The sequence below is a fragment of the Lysobacter sp. ESA13C genome (assembly GCF_019970005.1).
In the GTDB taxonomy this organism is placed as follows: Bacteria; Pseudomonadota; Gammaproteobacteria; order Xanthomonadales; family Xanthomonadaceae; genus Lysobacter; species Lysobacter antibioticus_B.
Map to the genome: position 1 here is coordinate 17,046 of NZ_JAHXYK010000017.1, position 17,075 is coordinate 34,120.

Here is a 17,075-nt window from a genome sequence, read left to right on the forward strand (position 1 = left end):
AGCCACAGCTGGCTGTCGCGTGTTTTCAGTGCATCAGCCGCCGCCATACGCGCGGCATCGCAGTCGAAACGCCGGACGTTTGGTCAGCGGGCCCGGTCTTACGCCGCCGGGCCCATGCGCTCCAGCACCAGCTCGACGAAACGGCTGAGCTTGGGCAATGGCTGGCGGTCGCGCGGGTACAGCAGATGCACCGGACGCGGCGGCGGCAGCTGATCGGCGAACAGGGGCAGCAGCCGGCCCGCGGCGAGGTCGTCGGCCAGCAACACCTCGGGCTGCAGCAAGATGCCGCAGCCGGCCACCGCCGCGCGCCGCAGCGCCTCGCCGTTGTTGGAAGCGAAGCGCCCGCGCAGACGCAAGGGTTCGGCGGCGATGTGCTCGAAACGCCATCCGGCATCGTGATTCCACAGCAGATGGTTGAGGCAGCTGTGGCCGACCAACTCGCGCGGGTCGCTCGGCGTACCGTGCCTGCTTAGATACTCGGGGGAAGCGCAGACGATCATCCGGTACGGCCGCAGGGGGCGTGCGACCAGATGATCCGAATCCGGCAAGGGCCCGATCCGGATCGCGACGTCGAAGGCCTCGGCGATCAGGTCGGACATGCGGTCGCTGAGCACCAGTTCGACCGCGACCTCGGGATGGCGTTGCAGGAATTCGGTGACTACCGTGGCGACCGCATTGCCGCCGAGCGTGACCGGCGCGGTGATGCGCAAGCGCCCGCTCGGCTGGCCGTCGTGACGCAGGCGTTCGGCGACCGACTCGGCGTGGCGGACCTGGTCGAGGATGCGCCGGCAGTCCTCGAGAAAGCTCTCGCCGACCTCGGTCAGGCGCTGCTTGCGCGTATCGCGCTGCAGCAGGCGCGCGCCGAGATGCGCTTCCAACTGGTGCACATGTTTGCCGACCATCACCGCCGACAGGTTCTGGGCCTGGGCCGCGGCGGCGAAACTGCCGGTGTCGGCGACCGCGACGAATACGGCCATGCTGCGCAGCTTGTCCAAGGGCTAACCCGCAGTTAGGGGAGCCCGAAATCCTAGCGCATTCACCGTCGATGCCGCGGCGAGCAGACTGGCCATCTGTCTCTCATCACGGAGTTCCCATGAAGATCCTCATCGTCGGCGCCAGCGGCACCCTCGGCCGTGCCGTGGCCGAACGCCTCGCCCCGCAGCACGAGATCCTGGCCGCCGGCCGCAGCAGCGCCGATTACCCGGTCGACATCACCGACGACGCCAGCGTCGAAGCCTTGTTCCGTCGTACCGGCAAGCTCGACGCCATCGTCTCGACCGCCGGCGTGCTGCACTTCGGCCCGCTCGAAACGATGCGCCCGGCCGACTTCGCGCTGGGCCTCAACGACAAACTGCTCGGCCAGGTGCGCCTGGCCCTGCTGGGCCAGCACCACCTCAACGACGGCGGTTCGATCACCCTGACCACCGGCATCGTCGCCGAAGAACCGATCCGTGCCGGCGCCAACGCCAGCGCCGTCAACAACGCCATCGAGGGCTTCGTGCGTGGCGCCGCCTTCGAATTGCAGCGCGGCCTGCGCATCAATGCCGTCAGCCCGAACGTATTGACGGAGTCGTGGGAGGCCTACGGCGCGTTCTTCCCCGGCTTCGAACCGGTCACCGCCGCGCGCGCGGCGCTGGCGTATCAGCGCAGCGTGGAGGGGATTCAGAGTGGGCGGGTGTTCAAGGTTTGGTGAGGGATGGGCGGTCGTGTGAGTTGCAAGGCCGATGAGGCATTTTGCGGTCGCAGTTCGCAGTTCGCAGTTCGCCGTTTCCGTTGCCGTAAAGATTCTGCTGTGGCTGTGGCTGTGGCTGTGGCTGTGGTTGTTGCTGTGCGCAGCCTTGCACTCGCGAAGGCAATCGAAGACCCGGAGGGCGGCCCGCATGGATGCGGGCCGTTTTTCATCGGGACAAGGATGTCCCGTATGAAAAATCCCTGCGTCGGCATCGAGCGTGCGGGCCTGTGATTCAAAGAAAAGCATTTTTCTTTGGTTACCGTTCTTTTGTTGCTTATGACAAAAGAAAGTAACCCGCCGCTTTAGTGGCGGAAGCTCTTAGCGTTTGATCCTGATCTTGCTTGGTCGCTTCGAAGCGAGACCATGACAGCGCGGTCGCGGCTTGCGCCGCTCCTACTCTTTGAAGCGGCGACCACGGCGCCCTGATCTCGCGTCGCTTCCGACTGGAGCCCAGGGTAGGAGCGACGCAAGTCGCGACCACGTCCTGCCGGCCTCCGGCGCTCCCTTGAAGCAAGTGCAGAGCTTCCGTCCGCTCACGCGGCCGGGTTACTTTCTTTTGCTAAGCCCAAAAGTCCGTCTGGATTCCCTTCGGTCAAAGGTAACCAAAGAAAAGGGCTCTCCTTGCAAGGGCACAGGCCATGAGTTCGTAGCTAGCACCGGGATTTTTCGATAGGACATCCTTGTCCTATCGAAAAACGGCGCACGTCCTGTGCGCCGCCCTCCGGGTCTACTGTTGACCGGCAAAGCGGCAAAGCAGAAAGGCAGAAAAGCAGAAAAGCAGAAAAGCAGAAAAGCAGATCAAAATCTCGGCAACGGCAACGGCAACGGCAACGGCAACGGCAACGGCAACGGCAACGGGGCGCCGGGCCGGCAGCACACTCATCACAAATGCCGCGGCACCCGCGCCCGCAACAAGGCGACCAATTCCGGTGCCATGTACTCGTACTCGTCCGGAATATCCAGACAAACCACGCGCTTGCCGCGCAGCTGCGCCCGGAACTTGCGCTGCAGCTTGCTGCGCTGCGCCTTTTCCATCACGAAGATCAGCTCGGCCCACTCGACCTGTTCGGCGCCGAGCGGCTGCTCGGCGTCGTGGTTGAGGCCGGCCGAGGCGACGTCGAGGTCGTCGCGAGCGGCGAATACCTGTTCGGCGGTCGGGCTGCGCAGTTTGTTCTGGCTGCAGACGAACAGGATGCGCCGCACGCGGGGGTCAGGCCGCTTCCGCGAAGCCGTCGCGGGTCAGGTTGACCGGCGCGGCGTCGGTGCAGACCACGTCGTCTTCGATGCGGATGCCGCCGAAGGGGCGGAACTGTTCGATGCGGTCCCAGTCGACGCTGCCGGCGTGTTCGCCCTGCTTCAGGCCGTCGAGCAACAAGTCGACGAAGTACAGGCCGGGTTCGATCGTCACCGCCATGCCGGCTTCGAGCACGCGGGTCATGCGCAGGTAGGGATGGCCGGCGGGCTTGTCGATGCGGCCGCCGCGGTCGGAGGCGGCGAAGCCGGCGACCTCGTGCACCTGCAGGCCGATGCCGTGGCCGATGCCGTGTGGGAAGAACACGCCGCTGACGCCGGTCGCCACCGCCGCTTCCGGCGAGACCTTGAGCACGCCGACGTCTTTGAGGATGCCGGCCAGGGCCAGGTGGGCGTCGAGGTGGATGCGTTTGTAGTCGGTACCGGCGCGGACCTGGTCGCACATCTTCCGCTGCGCGGCGTCGACGGCGTCGATCAGGGCCTGGAATTCGCCGCCGCCGTCGCTGGCGTAGGTGCGGGTGATGTCGCAGGCGTAGCCGTGGTGGCTGGCGCCGGCGTCGATCAGGAAGCTGCGCGATTGCGCCGGGGCTTCGCGATCGAGTTCCATGTAGTGCAGCACCGCGCCGTTCTGGTTGAGGGCAACGATGTTGCCGTAGGGCAGTTCGTTGGCGTCCTGGCGCGCGGCGCCGCAATAGGCGAGGTGGATGTCGAACTCGCTCTTGCCGGCGCGGAACGCGGCCTCGGCGGCGCGATGCGCGCGCACGCCCTTGCGCGTGGCTTCGCGCATCATCGCCACTTCGTACGGGGTCTTGTAGGCGCGGTGGTATTCGAGATAGTCGATGACCGCCGGCGGATTGTTCGGCACGAAGGCGCGGTCGCTGCCGACGCCGAGCGCGCTCTGCGCTTCGCCGAGAATCGCGCAGCGGGCCGGGTCCTTGGGCAGGTGGGCCAGCGCTTGCTCGGGCTGGCGGATCACGATCACCTCGAAGTGATCGACCCACCAGCCGTTCGGCGCCTGCGGCACGACGTGCCAGTAGTCGAACGGCTGCAGATAGATCAGCTTGGGCTTATGACCCGGCGTCGCCACCAGCCAACTGCCGGGGTTGCGGGTCAGCGGCACCCAGGCCTTGAACTGCGGGTTCACCGCATAGGGGTAATCGCGATCGTCGAAGACCTGGTAGTGCAAGGTGCCGCTCGGCACCACCAGGTGATCGAACCCGCCGCGTTCCAGCGCCTGCTCGCAGCGGCGCTGCAATTCGGCGAAGTGCTGCCGGTACAGGGCGTGGGTGTCGAGGGCGGACGGATCGGCGGTGCGGGCGGAAGCGTTCATTGCGGGCCTGGCCTGGAGGAAACCGGCCCATTTTGCCGTAATTCGCCGGGGCAGGATTTGCGCCGGCGGGGGGCAGTACCTTCGCTTCGGCCCTCTCGCCTTGCATGGCCCACGCTCGCCGCAGGCGCGACAGGGAGAACAGCCTGGTGCGGGAACCGCTTACTCGTAGCTGCCGCCGGGCAGGTCCAGCCACTGGCGCAGGTGCTGCATGCCGTCTTCGGGCATGGCGATGAAACGGAAGCCGGTCCAGGTCTGGCCGGGCACGCTGGCGCGGTCCTGCCACAGCAGGTGCGCGCCGACTTCGATCGGCGAGGTGTGCTGGGGGGCGTCGCGCAGGTTGAAGCGCAGTTGGTACAGCGCGTCGTCGACCAGCGGCGTGTTGGCGATCAGCATCATCCCGGTCTCGGACAAATTGCCCAGATGGCCGATCACGGTCTCGGTCATGGTGTCGACGACCTGCACCGTTTCGGCGAGTCGGCGACGACGGGTGCGGCGGAATTCTTCGTTCATGGGCCTGCTCTCATGCACCGGCCGGATCGGCCGGGCGTTTGCCGCCGAAACCGCGCAGCACGTCGAGCGCGGCATGCCAGGCGCGATCGACCAGGCGGCTGCGTTCTTCGACGACCACCCGCGCCTGGCCGCGCGCCATCATCCGGGCGAGGCTGTCCAGCGACTGTTCGCCGGCGCGCTGGCCGCGTTGATTGACGAACAAGGCGTTGTCGGTGACCGGGCTGAACCACGACAGGCGCCGACGCACCGCGTCGCCTTGTTGGTTCTGCACGAACTCGAACCAGGTGCCGAACGGCAGGCTGCGGATCTGTTCCCAACAGCGTTGTTCGTCGTCGTTGCGCGCGGGCAGGGTCGAGCGGGCCGGGCCTGCGTCTTCGCCGAGGCGGCTGCGCGAACGCAGTTTCATCGCAAGTTCCGTGCGCGAGGCGGCGTCGTCTTCGTGCGCGGGGCCGACCGTGAGCTGGCGCGAAATCGCGCGGGCGTCGTCGCCGTGATAGCCCACCTGGGTCAACGCGTGTTCGATGTCGGCGTCGAGCCCGCAGGGCATCGGCGCATCGGCGCCGGTGAGGTTGGCCGAGACGATCTGACGTGTCGTTTCCAACTGCCGCTGCCAGGCTTCGGACTCTTCGCCGTGGCGCAGCAGGGTCAGGGTGAGCACGTCGGCCCAGGCCTGGTTGAGCAGAGCCTGGACGAAGCGCGGCAGGCGCTGCTCGGCGGTGTGCTGCTCGATCGCCTCGCTGGCCAGGCGCTTGGCCATCTCGAGCTTTTCTTTGCCGCGCGCGGCCTCGACGTGGCGCCGTTCGGAAACTTCGGCCTTGCGCGCGAGGTTCTGCAACTGTTCCTGCAGCCGCAGGTTGGCGGTATCGAACACGTCGGCGCCGGTGTCGTAGTGCTCGACCACGTGGTCGACGGCCTGGCGCAGCGGCTCGTGCAACTGCGGGTCGACGTCTTCGCTCGGCGTCCAGCGCGCGCCGGCTTCGGCGACCGTGTTGAGCAACTGCAGCGCCGGATGCTCGGTTTGCTCGAGCAGGCTGCGATCCCGCAGCGCGGCGTTCAGCAAGGGCGCCTGCAGGCGGTTGAGCAGGGTCGAGATGGTCGCGTCGCCGCGCAGGCGCTGCTCGATCTCGTCATAGAGCATGTCGAGCAGATCGAACACGTCGCCGTCGTCGCGCGACAATGTGGCGACCGTGCCCGGCGGAGGCTCGCTGTGTTCCAGCAGCGACTGGCGCAGCTCGGCGATCTTGCGCAGCGGCTGCGGGCCGCGCGGCAGTTCGTCCTTGAGCCGGTTCAGCACCGACAACACTTCGGCGGTATCCATGGCCGCGCCCGGCACGGCGATGCCGCCGCGCGGACGCAGCTTGTCGACCAGTTCGCGGCGTTCGCCGAGCCATTGCTGCAGGGTCGCGAAATCGGTTGCGTCCGGTGCCCGCGGCACCGTTTGCTGGCCGGGCCAGGCGGTGTGCGGACGCTCGTCGCCGGGCCGTGCCGAGGGCGACGGCCCCGCCTGCGGACCGTGGTTCTTGTCGGGCGCCGGTTCGCGCCGCGGGGCGTCGACGGCCGCGGCTTCGCCCTGGGGCGTGGCGTTGGGGCGCGCGCGCAGCGGCACGAACGACAGGCCCGGCAGCACGTTTTCGCGTGCGAGCAGGGCGTTCATGGCCTCGACCATCTGCGCGTAGCCCAGCATCACCTGCTGGTCGAATACGCGGAACAGATCCAGGCGCGACTCCTGGCCGATCTGCAGAGGCAGGCAGACGTCGGCGAAGATCCGGATCAGGCGGTGCGGGCCGACCGGCAGGCGTTCGGCATCGAAGGCCGGCGCGCCGGCGAGCACGCCGAAGCGTTGGCCGAGCAGCAACAGGCCGAGGCCGGCGCGCGATTCGTGGCGGCTGGCGATGCTGCGCAGCACCGTGTTCTCGTCGATCTCGCTGTCGTCGACCAGGCGCAACTCGCTGAAATTGGGCACGACCGTCGCTTGCGAACGCGGCGCGACCGGCTGGCGCACACGGGTCAGCGCGGTTTCCAGCGCGACCAGATAGCGCGGGATCAGGTCGGCGCGGCGCAGCCGGACCAGGCGCAGGGTTTCCAGATAGCCCGATTGCAGGCTCGGATTGCGGGCCTGGTCGGCCTGGCGGAACAGCTGCTGCTCGAACTCGGCGAGCATCCGTTCCAGTTGCGGCGCGGTTTCGTCGGAGATCAGGGCGTACAACTGCTCCAGCAATCGGCGCACGCGATGAGGCAGCGCGGCCGTGGCCAGGGTGGCCCGCGGCAGCGAGGCGTCCAGAGGATCAAACGTGGCGGACATGTGGATTCGGTACTGACGACCTCAAGATATAACCACGCCTCCCCGGCGCTCGCCAACTCGAAACGGTCCGACGACGACCGCGCGTGGGCGTGCAGCCGACAGGAGGCGGCCAATGGCACTAACGCGAACGACCCGCACGGGCGGCCATAGGCGAGTGTCCACCGGGGCCGGTCGCGGGCTTGTGAGGCCCGGCATCTGCCGCGGCCCCCGGTTTACGAGCGGCGCAAGCCGCTCAGTCGGCCATCGAGCGGCCCTCAGTCGGGCAGGAACAGCGCCACCACGTCGTTGGTGAAGCGGCGCCCCAGCTCGGTCGGACGAACCCGGTCGCCGTTTTGTTCCAGCCAGCCGGCGTCGAAGGCGGCCTGCAGTTGCGTGGCGATGGCGGCGCGGGCCAGGCCGGTGCGGGCCTCGTAGTCGGCCAGCGAGAAACCCTCGACCAGGCGCAGCACATTGAGCATGTATTCGAACGGTCGCCGCTCCGGCGCGATGCGGTCGTCGCCGCCGATGCCGGCTTCGGTGCCGGCCTTGGCCAGGTATTCGGTCGGGTGCTTGTGCTTCCAGCGCCGCAGGATGGCCTGCTCGGCGCCGAGGGTGATCTTGCCGTGGGCGCCGGCGCCGATGCCGAGGTAGTCGCCGTAGCGCCAATAATTGAGGTTGTGCGCGCAACGGCGCTGCGGCCGCGCATAGGCGCTGACCTCGTAATGCTCGTAGCCGCGCGCGGCGATCAAGGCCTGGCAGTGCTCCTGGATGTCCCAGGCGCTGTCCTCGTCGGGGATGCCCTGCGGCGGCCGCGCCGCGAACACGGTATTGGGTTCCAGGGTCAGCTGGTAATGCGAGAGGTGGGCCGGGTCGAGGGCGAAGGCCCGCTCCAGGTCGCGCTCGGCCATCGCCAGGGTCTGGCCGGGCAGGGCGTACATCAGGTCGAGGTTGAGGTTGTCGAAACCGGCGTCCTGCGCCAGTTTGACCGCGGCCTCGGCCTCCTGGCTGTCGTGGATGCGGCCCAGGCGCTGCAGGCAGCCGTCGTCGAAGCTCTGGATGCCGAAGCTGAGCCGATTCACCCCGGCGGCGCGATAGAGCTCGAAACGGCCGTGCTCGGCGGTGCCGGGGTTGGTTTCAAGAGTGATTTCGCAACCCGGCGCGAAGCGCAGGCGGGCGCTGGCGCCCTGCAGAAAACGGTCGATGAACTCGGGCGGGAACAGGCTCGGGGTGCCGCCGCCGAAGAACACGCTGTGCACCGGCCGGCCCCAGACCAAGGGCAGGTCGTGCTCCAGGTCGGCCAGCAGGGCGTCGACGTAGGCGTCGTAGGGCAGGGCGCTGCCCTTGCCGCCCTTGTATTCGTGCGAGTTGAAATCGCAGTACGGGCATTTGCGCACGCACCAGGGCAGGTGGACGTACAGCGACAACGGCGGGGTGGTCAGGGTATCGCTCAAACAGCGCTCGACCGGACCCGAGGGCCCGGAAACAGTCGGAAGGGGCCGACAGCTTACCGGTCGCGCGTCGCGCCGTAGCGGGTGACGGCGAGCAGGGCGCGCAGATTGGCGTCGATGGCCACGTCCGGGCGGGCCTGGACGACCAGCCGCATGATCGTGGCCAGGGGCTCGGCGCTGCCGTCGCCGGAGGTTTCGCCGTCGAAAATGCTGGCGGTGTTCCAGCGCCGGTGCGGGGCCGGGGACAGGCGCAGTTCCAGGGTCGAGGTCAGGCGCAGGCGCCCGTCCTTGGCCCGGTGCAGGGACATGCCCACCACCTCGCCCGGGGCGAAGCGGCGGGTGCGATGGGCGGTGGTGATGTTGGCGTAGCCGATGGTGTGGCCGGGGCTGGCCTGCAGGCTGACCCGTTGGATGGCGGCCAGGGCGACCAGCCCGACCAGGGTCGCCAGCAGCCACAGCGCCAGCTCGATCTCCGAGCTGAAGCTGTTGGTCTGGTGGGTGCCGGCGCTGAGGCCGTCCTGGCGGATCCAGATCGCGATCGGCATCGCCAGCAGGTACAGCACGGCCACCGACAGCACGGTGTGGCCGCCGGTGCGGAAGGCGCGTCGGGGCGGAGCGGCGGCGCGCATCATCCGGTTCACCTGGCGACCTCCGGCAGGCGCTCGCGCAGCGCCGCCAGGGCGCGGGCGCGGTGGCTGACTCGGTTCTTGAGGGCGTCGTCGATCTCGCCGGCGGACACGTCGTACTCGGTGTCGTAGAACACCGGCTGATAGCCGAAACCGCGTTCGCCCTGGCGTTGGTGCAGGATGCGGCCGTGCCAGATGCCTTCGGCGATGACCGGGCGCGGGTCGCCGGCATGGCGCAGCAGCACGATCACCGCATAGAAGTGCGCGCCGCGCTGGGCGTCCGGCACGTCCTTGAGGGCGGCGAGCAGTTTGTCGATATTGGCCTGGGCGTCGCCGTGCTGGCCGGCGTAGCGGGCCGAGTACAGGCCGGGGGCGCCGCCGAGCGCGTCGACGCAGATGCCGGAATCGTCGGCCAGCGCCGGCAGCCCGGTGACCGCGGCCGCATGACGGGCCTTGAGCAGCGCATTCTCGACGAACGTACTGCCGGTTTCCTCGATGTCCTCGACCCCCAGATCCGTTTGCGCCACCAGTTCGATGCCGGTGTCGCCGAGCAGGTCGCGCAGTTCCGCCAGCTTCCCGGCGTTGCTGCTGGCCAGCACTAATCTCATGCTTTCAGTTCCAGCAAATCCCAGCGATTACCGTACAGGTCTTCGAACACGGCGACCGTGCCGTAGGTCTCGACGCGCGGAGTTTCCATGAAGCGCACGCCGTGCCCGACCATCGCAGCGTGGTCGCGCCAGAAGTCGTCGGTGTGCAGGAAAAAGCCGACCCGGCCGCCGGTTTGGTTGCCGATGCGCGAGCCTTGTTCCTCGCCGACGGCCTGGGCCAGCAACAGCGCGGTCTGGGCGCCGCCGGCGGGCGCGACCCGGACCCAGCGTTTGCCGCCGCCCTGGTCGACGTCCTCGAGCAGGACGAATCCCAGTGCCTGGGTGTAGTAAGCGATGGCTTCGTCGTAATCGGCGACGACGAGGGCGATGCTGCCGATGCTGCGATTCATGGCGGACCTTGCTGAGGGGCCGTCGCCATCGCCTTCGGTAGGAGGGCGGGCGAAGCCGGCCGAATGGAGGGGAGGGAGGACGCGACGGTCCGGCAGAAAGCACAATCCCTGGCCGTCGCGATGATGCGCGTGCTCGTGCGTGTCGCCATCGAGCCCGTTGCAGATTGGCACGCCGGCGCCGATATCCGAAGCCCGGCTTCGTGCATCCGTGAAGCGTTTCGTGGTTCTGATTGCGTGCTCGTGCTTGAACTGCATGTACGGCGACGCGATGCGCGTCGAGCGTACGCGTCGCGTTCAGTTCGATGCTGCGGGTGTGTCTTCAACGCTGCGCGTATATCGCGTGTTGATTCGTTGGGTATCGATCAAGCGCATTGCGCCTGATGCGCGACGGGTAGCGCACAGTCTTTGCCCGTGCGGTGCGCGGTCGTGTCGTGCATTCGTCGGCAATCGTCATCGCCGGAGAAGGTCGGCACTCGTCTCGATCGGTGCCCACGCTCGGCGCGACCGCCGAAAGTCAGGGGAAATCCGATGGTTTTCGGCTTTCGCCACGAGCGCAAGACCGGCGCGGATGCCGCGAGCGGATGGGTGCAGGAAGGGCTCGCAGTGCTGTCCCGTCGCGCCGGAACGACGGGCGTATCGCAGCGAGAGGCCAACACGCGAGCGGAAGAGCGAGACGGCGGCAACGGCTTCGAGTCCGCATCGGGACTCGAAGCCGTTCGCGGCGATCAGACCGCCAACGCCTCGCGCTGCTTGAGGATCAGCTCGGCGATGCCGGCCTCGGCCAGGGCCAGCAAGCCGTCGAGCTCTTCGCGGCGGAAGGCGTGGCCTTCGGCGGTGCCCTGCAGCTCGATGAAACCGCCGCCGTCGTTCATGACCACGTTCATGTCGGTGTCGCAATCGCTGTCTTCTGCGTAATCCAGATCCAGCACCGGCACGCCGCGGTAGACGCCGACCGAGACCGCGGCGACCGCGCCGAAAATCGGGTCGCGGGCGATCTCGCGGCGCGACTGCAGCCAGCGCACCGCGTCGACCAGGGCCACGTAGGCGCCGGTGATGGCCGCGGTGCGAGTGCCGCCGTCGGCCTGCAGGACGTCGCAGTCCAGGGTGATGGTGCGCTCGCCGAGCGCCTTGCGGTCGATGCAGGCGCGCAGGGCGCGGCCGATCAGGCGCTGGATTTCCAGGGTGCGGCCGCCTTGCTTGCCGCGTGCGGCCTCGCGATCGCTGCGGGTGTGGGTCGCGCGCGGCAACATGCCGTACTCGGCCGTAACCCAGCCTTCGCCCTTGCCGCGCAGGAACGAGGGCACCTTGTTTTCGACGCTGGCTGTGCACAGCACCCGGGTCTCGCCGAAGCTGACCAGCACCGAGCCCTCGGCGTGGCGGGTGAAGCTGCGCTCGATGCGGACTTCGCGCATTTGGCCCGCGGTACGGCCGCTGGGACGGGCGAGGGGGCCGGTCGGGGCCTCGTTGGGGGCGGCGTTGGGACCGGTCATGGGCGCGAAGTTACCGTTTTGATGGCCGGCGAGTTTACCATTCGCTCCCTGTAGGCTTGGGATTCGCGAATGATTCGCAGCATGACTGCCTTCGCCAGCGGCGAACGCGTGACACCCTGGGGCACGCTCGGCTGCGAGTTGCGCTCGGTCAACCATCGTTTCCTCGAGCTCGGGGTGCGCCTGGCCGACGAGCTGCGCGTGCTCGAACCGGCCCTGCGCGAGCGCATTTCCGCGCGCATCAGCCGCGGCAAGCTCGACCTGACCCTGCGCCTGCGCGCGCCGGAAGGCGGCGACGCGCTGCAGCTCAACCCGACCCGGCTGCGCGAACTCAGCGATCTGGCGATCGACCTGTCGGCACGGTTCCCGGCGCTGCGCACCGAATTCACCGATCTGCTGCAGTTCCCCGGCGTGCTGCAGGCGCCGAGCACCGATCCGGCCGAATTGCAGGCCGCGGCGCTGGCGCTGCTGGACAGCGTGCTCGACGAATTCGTCGCCGCGCGCGAACGCGAAGGCGGCAAGCTCGCGACCGTCATCAGCGAGCGCGTCGACGGCATCGCCGCGATCGCCGCCGAGGTGCGCACGTTGATGCCGGCGATCCGCACCGGCCAGCGCGCCAAGCTCGAGGCGCGGCTCGCCGATCTGGCCCAGCCGGCCGACAACGGCCGCGTCGAGCAGGAGCTCGTGCTGTGGCTGCAGAAGCTCGATGTCGACGAAGAACTCGACCGTCTCGATTCGCACGTGGTCGAAGCGCGGCGCGTGCTCAAGCTGCGCGAAGCGGTCGGCCGCCGCCTCGATTTCCTGCTCCAGGAATTCAATCGCGAAGCCAACACCCTGGGCTCCAAGTCGGTCGACGCGCGCAGCTCGGCGGCCGCGGTCGAACTCAAGGTGCTGATCGACCAGGTCCGCGAGCAGATCCAGAACATCGAGTAACCGGGAATAGAAAATAGGGAATAGGGAATCGTAAGAGCGGCGATCGTCGCCTGGTCCCATTCTCTCTTCTCACCTATTCACGATTCCCCATTCCCCATTCCCGAGACTTATGCGCGGAACCCTTTACATCGTCGCGGCCCCGTCCGGGGCCGGAAAATCCAGCATCGTCAACGCCGTGCTGGCGCGCGATCCCAACATCCGCCTGTCGATCTCGTTCACCTCGCGCCAGCCGCGTCCGGGCGAGCGCCACGCCGAGCACTACCACTTCGTCAGCGCGCAGGAATTCGAGGCGATGGTCGAGGCCGGCGATTTCTTCGAATACGCCCGCGTCCACGGCGACTGGAAAGGCTCGGCGCGGCAGTCGGTCGAGCCCTTCCTGGCCGCCGGCAAGGACGTGCTGCTGGAAATCGACTGGCAGGGCGCGCGCCAGGTCCGGTCCAAGGTGCCGGATGCGGTCAGCGTGTTCATCCTGCCGCCGTCGCGGCAGGCGCTGGAGTCGCGGATGCGCACGCGCGGCCAGGACAGCGAGGCGACGATCCGCCAGCGCCTGGACGCCGCACGCGAGGAAATGTCGCATTACGGCGAGTTCGACTACGTCATCGTCAACGAAGTGTTCGACACCGCGGTCGAGGAAATGTGCGCGATCTTCCTGGCCAGCCGCTTGCGTCGCGAACCGCAGGTCGCCCGCCATTCCCGCCTGATCACCGCGCTGCTGGCCGACGAGGGCTGAGGGCCGGGAATCGGGAATCGGGAATCGGGAGTCGGGAGTCGGGAATCGGGAATCGGGAATCGGGAATCGGGAATCGGGAGTCGGGAGTCGGAGTCCGGAGTCGGCGCTCGGAATCGAACCCCGGCGAGACTCGCGTCCCTCCAAGCCCGCCGCCTCCGCCGTTCCCCCCTTTGAAAAAGGGGGGCAGGGGGGATTTGCTCTTGGCCGTTCCCATCCCCCGTGCAAAGCCATCGTCACGAACCCCGATCCCGCCCGTATCTGTCTGATTCATAAGAGCTTGGTGCAGGAAACCTTGCCCCGGCCCGGCAAACGGTCTAAACTCCCCGGTCCCCAACCGCTTGTAAAGACGGCCCACCGGCCGCCAGGAGCCCCATGGCCCGCATTACCGTCGAAGATTGCCTGGAAGTGGTCGATAACCGCTTCGAACTCGTCATGTTGGCCGCCAAGCGTGCGCGTCAGCTGGCCAACGGCGTCGAGCCGCAGCTGGACAACAGCGAAGCCAACGACAAGCCCACCGTGCTGGCACTGCGCGAAATCGCCGCGCGCCAGATCAACCCCGAATACATCGATGCGGTCGAAAAGGCCGAGCGCGAGCGCAAAGAGCGCGAAGCCCTGGAATGGGCCGCCGCCGAAGTGGTCGCCGACGACGATCTGTCGAAGAGCGACGACTGAGTGCATCCGGCCCCGCGCTCCGGCGCGGGGAGTCGATTGCGGCCCCGCCTTGGCGGGGCCGCTACGTTTACGGCTCCGCCCAGGCGGGGCCGTTTTCGTTTGTGCCGCCGCCGCGGGACGCTCGACGCCGTGCGCCTGGCCGCGCCGGCCGCGAGCGCGATCACGCGCCAGCCGCGGTATTCGCCGCCTTCCGACTGCGACCGTCGGCGCATTCCTGAACGAATGTCTCGTCCTTGCGCCGCAATCGGGGCCCGCCGCTTGCCTGCGCTGCCTGCGTGCCGCACCCAATATCAATGGATGCGTTGCACCTTGAGCCATCGCCCGCGTAAATTTCCGTTATGACCCCTGCCGAGCCCGCGCTGAGCACCTATCCCGCCGTTCTGGACGACACGGAGCTGCCGGACTATGTGCGCGAGCTCGAACTGGCCGCGCACTACCTGCCCGAAGCGCAGCGCCTGCAACTGCGTCGCGCCTGGTCGGTCGGCGCCGCCGCGCACGTGGGCCAGACCCGCAAGTCGGGCGAGCCCTACATCACTCACCCGGTCGCGGTCGCCAAGGTGCTGGCCGAGCAGGGGCTGGACGTCGAGACCTTGGTCGCGGCGATCCTGCACGACACCATCGAAGACACGCCGCTGACCCGCGAATGCCTGGCGACCGAATTCGGGCCGACCGTGGCCGAACTCGTCGACGGCGTCACCAAGCTCGACAAGCTGCAGTTCCGCGATCGCCAGGAAGCGGCGGCCGAGAGCTTCCGCAAGATGCTGCTGGCGATGGCGCGCGACCTGCGCGTGATCCTGATCAAGCTCGCCGACCGCCTGCACAACATGCGCACGCTCGGCGCGCAGAGCGCCGAGGCGCGTGAGCGCATCGCCCGCGAGACGCTGGAGATCTACGCACCGATCGCCCAGCGCCTGGGCATGAATCTGATCAAGGCCGAGCTGCAGGACCTGGGTTTCCGCGCCCTGCATCCCTGGCGCCACGCGGTCATCGAAAAACGCATCCGCACCCAGCCGGTGGTGCGGCGCGAGTCGCTGGTCCAGATCGAAGCGCACCTGGCCCAGCGCCTGGCGAAGGAGAAACTTCAACACCGCTTGATCAGCCGGGTGAAATCGCCGTGGAGCATCTACATGAAGATGCACCACGAGCATAAGAGCTTCAACCAGGTCATGGACGTGTTCGGTTTCCGCGTCGTCGTGCGCAGCGTGCCGGACTGTTACCACGCTCTCGGCGTGGTGCATTCGGCCTACAAACCGCTGGATGCGCGCTTCCGCGATTTCATCGCCATCCCCAAGGCCAACGGTTACCAGTCGCTGCACACGGTGTTGTTCGGCCCCTACGGCTCGCCCGTGGAAGTGCAGATCCGCACCGAGGACATGGACCTGATCGCCGAGCGCGGCATCGCCGCGCACTGGTCGTACAAACACGGCGGCGAAGGCCCGAACAGCGCGCAGTCGCGTGCGCACAGCTGGATCGCCAGCCTGGTCGAGTCGCAGCGTTCGACCGGTTCGTCGCTGGAATTCCTCGAGAACGTCAAGGTCGACCTGTTCCCGGACGAGGTCTACCTGTTCACGCCGAAGGGCGACATCATGTCGCTGCCGCGCAATTCGACCGCGCTGGATTTCGCCTACGCAGTGCATACCGACGTCGGCAATCGCGCGGTCGCCGCGCGCGTCGACGGCAAGCTGGTGCCGTTGCGCACCAAGCTGGCCAGCGGCCAGCGCGTGGAGATCATCACCGCCAAGTCGTCGACGCCGAAGCCGCAGTGGCTGGAGTTCGTTGTCTCGGGCAAGGCGCGCACCTCGATCCGCCAGCAGCTCAAGCAGCTCGAACACGAGGATGCGGTCCAGCTCGGCCACCGCATGCTCGACCGCGCGCTGGAAGTGCTGGAGACCTCGCTGGACCGCACTCCGGCGCTGCGCCTGGAAAGCTATCTCGCCGAGTATCGCTATCCGCGCCTGGAGGCCTTGCTGGCCGATATCGCCCTGGGCAACCGCATGCCGAACCAGGTCGCCCTGGCGCTGGCGCGCGAAGTGCCGGGCAAGACCCGCGGCCGCGCGATCGACCGCCCGCGGCTGCCCGAGGACAAGATCCTGATCACCGGCGCCGAGCGCGGCGTGATCAGTTTCGCCAACTGTTGCCTGCCGTTGCCGGGCGACGAAATCATGGGCTACCACACCGCCGGCAAGGGCATCGTGGTCCATCGCCTGGACTGCCCGAACGTCGCCGACTACCGCAAGTCGCCCGATCGCTGGGTCGCGATCGGTTGGGACCGCCAGGTGTCCGGCGACTTCGCCGCCGCCTTGCGCATCGAAGTCGACAACCGCCCCGGCTCGCTGGCCCAGGTCGCCGCGGCGATCGCCGAGGCCGAATCCAACATCGACCGCGTCGAATACCTGGAGCGCGACGCCAACATCGCGATCATGCGTTTCGCCATCGAAGTCAGCGATCGTCGCCATCTGGCCGACGTCATGCGCCGCGTGCGCAGGCTGGCGGTGGTGCTGGGCGTGCAGCGAATGTAGGTGCGGCGGCTTTGCCGCCGCCGCCGGGAATCGGGAATGGGGAGTCGGGAATCGCAAGGCCCAGACGGACCGCCTCGCTTTTACGATTCCCGACTCCCCATTCCCGATTCCCGGCTTTAAGATCCCGACTCCCAATTCCCGATTCCCGGCCCCCAAATGTCTCGCGAAATCATCCACACCGACCAAGCTCCGGCCGCCATCGGCCCGTACTCGCAGGCCGTGCGCGTCGGCGATACGGTCTATCTGTCCGGCCAGATCCCGCTCGACCCGGCCAGCGGCCTGGTCATCGAGGGCGACATCGAAGCCCAGGCGCATCGCGCGTTCCGCAATCTGCAGGCGGTCTGCGAAGCCGCGGGCGGCTCGCTCGCCGACATCGCCCGCTTGGGCTTGTTCCTCACCGACCTCGGCGCGTTCGGCAAAGTCAACGCGGTGATGGGCGAGTACTTCAACCCGCCGTATCCGGCGCGCTCGACCGTCGAAGTGTCGGCACTGCCGCGCGGCGTGGCGTTCGAAGTCGATGCGGTGATGGTGCTGCGCTAAACCGCGACGCCCAGTGTTT

At 67.8% G+C, this 17,075-nt stretch carries 17 protein-coding genes; 6 read left to right on the forward strand and 11 right to left on the reverse strand.

Annotation, left to right across the window (positions count from 1 at the left end; genetic code table 11):
• Positions 1–98 precede the first annotated feature (98 nt).
• The gene (locus LC490_RS23740; RefSeq protein WP_305067593.1) at positions 99–977 is read right to left on the reverse strand and encodes a LysR family transcriptional regulator; all 879 of its coding nucleotides are present in this window, start codon (positions 975–977) and stop codon (positions 99–101) included.
• Positions 978–1,093: 116 nt separating this feature from the next.
• On the opposite strand from LC490_RS23740, the gene LC490_RS23745 reads away from it, so the two are divergent.
• A complete protein-coding gene (locus LC490_RS23745) occupies positions 1,094–1,693 on the forward strand; it encodes a short chain dehydrogenase (protein WP_031373976.1) in 600 nt (199 codons plus the stop codon).
• A 766-nt stretch (positions 1,694–2,459) separates the two neighbouring features.
• Here LC490_RS23745 and LC490_RS23750 read toward each other — a convergent pair.
• The 10 genes from LC490_RS23750 to rph form a co-directional block, all read right to left on the reverse strand.
• Complete coding sequence (locus LC490_RS23750) at positions 2,460–2,615, reverse strand: hypothetical protein (RefSeq protein WP_223621845.1); 156 nt, start codon at positions 2,613–2,615, stop codon at positions 2,460–2,462.
• Positions 2,615–2,935, reverse strand: a complete 321-nt coding sequence (locus tag LC490_RS23755) for a low molecular weight protein tyrosine phosphatase family protein (protein ID WP_223621846.1) — start codon at positions 2,933–2,935, stop codon at positions 2,615–2,617. The genes LC490_RS23750 and LC490_RS23755 overlap by 1 nt, the downstream gene beginning before the upstream one ends.
• Before the next feature lie 7 nt (positions 2,936–2,942).
• Complete coding sequence (gene pepQ, locus LC490_RS23760; RefSeq protein WP_223621847.1) at positions 2,943–4,313, reverse strand: Xaa-Pro dipeptidase; 1,371 nt, start codon at positions 4,311–4,313, stop codon at positions 2,943–2,945.
• Between the two features lie 159 nt (positions 4,314–4,472).
• Positions 4,473–4,823 (reverse strand): PilZ domain-containing protein, encoded by a 351-nt coding sequence (locus tag LC490_RS23765; protein ID WP_031372655.1) that lies wholly within the window; start codon positions 4,821–4,823, stop codon positions 4,473–4,475.
• 10 nt (positions 4,824–4,833) lie between these two features.
• Positions 4,834–7,125, reverse strand: a complete 2,292-nt coding sequence (locus LC490_RS23770; protein WP_223621848.1) for a DUF1631 family protein — start codon at positions 7,123–7,125, stop codon at positions 4,834–4,836.
• 254 nt (positions 7,126–7,379) lie between these two features.
• Complete coding sequence (gene hemW / locus LC490_RS23775) at positions 7,380–8,555, reverse strand: radical SAM family heme chaperone HemW (RefSeq protein WP_081930990.1); 1,176 nt, start codon at positions 8,553–8,555, stop codon at positions 7,380–7,382.
• A 53-nt stretch (positions 8,556–8,608) separates the two neighbouring features.
• Positions 8,609–9,193 carry a hypothetical protein gene (locus LC490_RS23780; protein WP_152566272.1) on the reverse strand — a complete coding sequence of 195 codons (585 nt, stop codon included), beginning with the start codon at positions 9,191–9,193 and terminating at the stop codon, positions 8,609–8,611.
• On the reverse strand, positions 9,190–9,786 hold the full coding sequence (rdgB, locus tag LC490_RS23785) for an RdgB/HAM1 family non-canonical purine NTP pyrophosphatase (RefSeq protein ID WP_031372651.1): 597 nt from the start codon (positions 9,784–9,786) through the stop codon (positions 9,190–9,192). Before rdgB ends, LC490_RS23780 begins: the two co-directional genes overlap by 4 nt.
• Entirely contained in the window at positions 9,783–10,175 is a 393-nt protein-coding gene (locus tag LC490_RS23790; RefSeq protein WP_031372650.1) for a VOC family protein, read from the reverse strand. Before LC490_RS23790 ends, rdgB begins: the two co-directional genes overlap by 4 nt.
• Before the next feature lie 725 nt (positions 10,176–10,900).
• On the reverse strand, positions 10,901–11,665 hold the full coding sequence (gene rph / locus LC490_RS23795) for a ribonuclease PH (protein ID WP_051885115.1): 765 nt from the start codon (positions 11,663–11,665) through the stop codon (positions 10,901–10,903).
• A gap of 69 nt (positions 11,666–11,734) precedes the next feature.
• Between rph and LC490_RS23800 the strand changes: the two genes are divergently transcribed.
• The 5 genes from LC490_RS23800 (at position 11,735) to LC490_RS23820 (ending at position 17,056) form a co-directional block, all read left to right on the forward strand.
• Complete coding sequence (locus tag LC490_RS23800) at positions 11,735–12,595, forward strand: YicC/YloC family endoribonuclease (protein ID WP_057919065.1); 861 nt, start codon at positions 11,735–11,737, stop codon at positions 12,593–12,595.
• A gap of 109 nt (positions 12,596–12,704) precedes the next feature.
• On the forward strand, positions 12,705–13,325 hold the full coding sequence (gmk, locus tag LC490_RS23805; RefSeq protein WP_057919064.1) for a guanylate kinase: 621 nt from the start codon (positions 12,705–12,707) through the stop codon (positions 13,323–13,325).
• A 372-nt stretch (positions 13,326–13,697) separates the two neighbouring features.
• On the forward strand, positions 13,698–13,997 hold the full coding sequence (gene rpoZ / locus LC490_RS23810; RefSeq protein WP_031372646.1) for a DNA-directed RNA polymerase subunit omega: 300 nt from the start codon (positions 13,698–13,700) through the stop codon (positions 13,995–13,997).
• Between the two features lie 338 nt (positions 13,998–14,335).
• Complete coding sequence (locus tag LC490_RS23815; RefSeq protein WP_031372645.1) at positions 14,336–16,516, forward strand: bifunctional (p)ppGpp synthetase/guanosine-3',5'-bis(diphosphate) 3'-pyrophosphohydrolase; 2,181 nt, start codon at positions 14,336–14,338, stop codon at positions 16,514–16,516.
• Positions 16,517–16,672: 156 nt separating this feature from the next.
• Positions 16,673–17,056 carry a RidA family protein gene (locus LC490_RS23820; RefSeq protein ID WP_031372644.1) on the forward strand — a complete coding sequence of 128 codons (384 nt, stop codon included), beginning with the start codon at positions 16,673–16,675 and terminating at the stop codon, positions 17,054–17,056.
• Positions 17,057–17,075 lie beyond the last annotated feature (19 nt).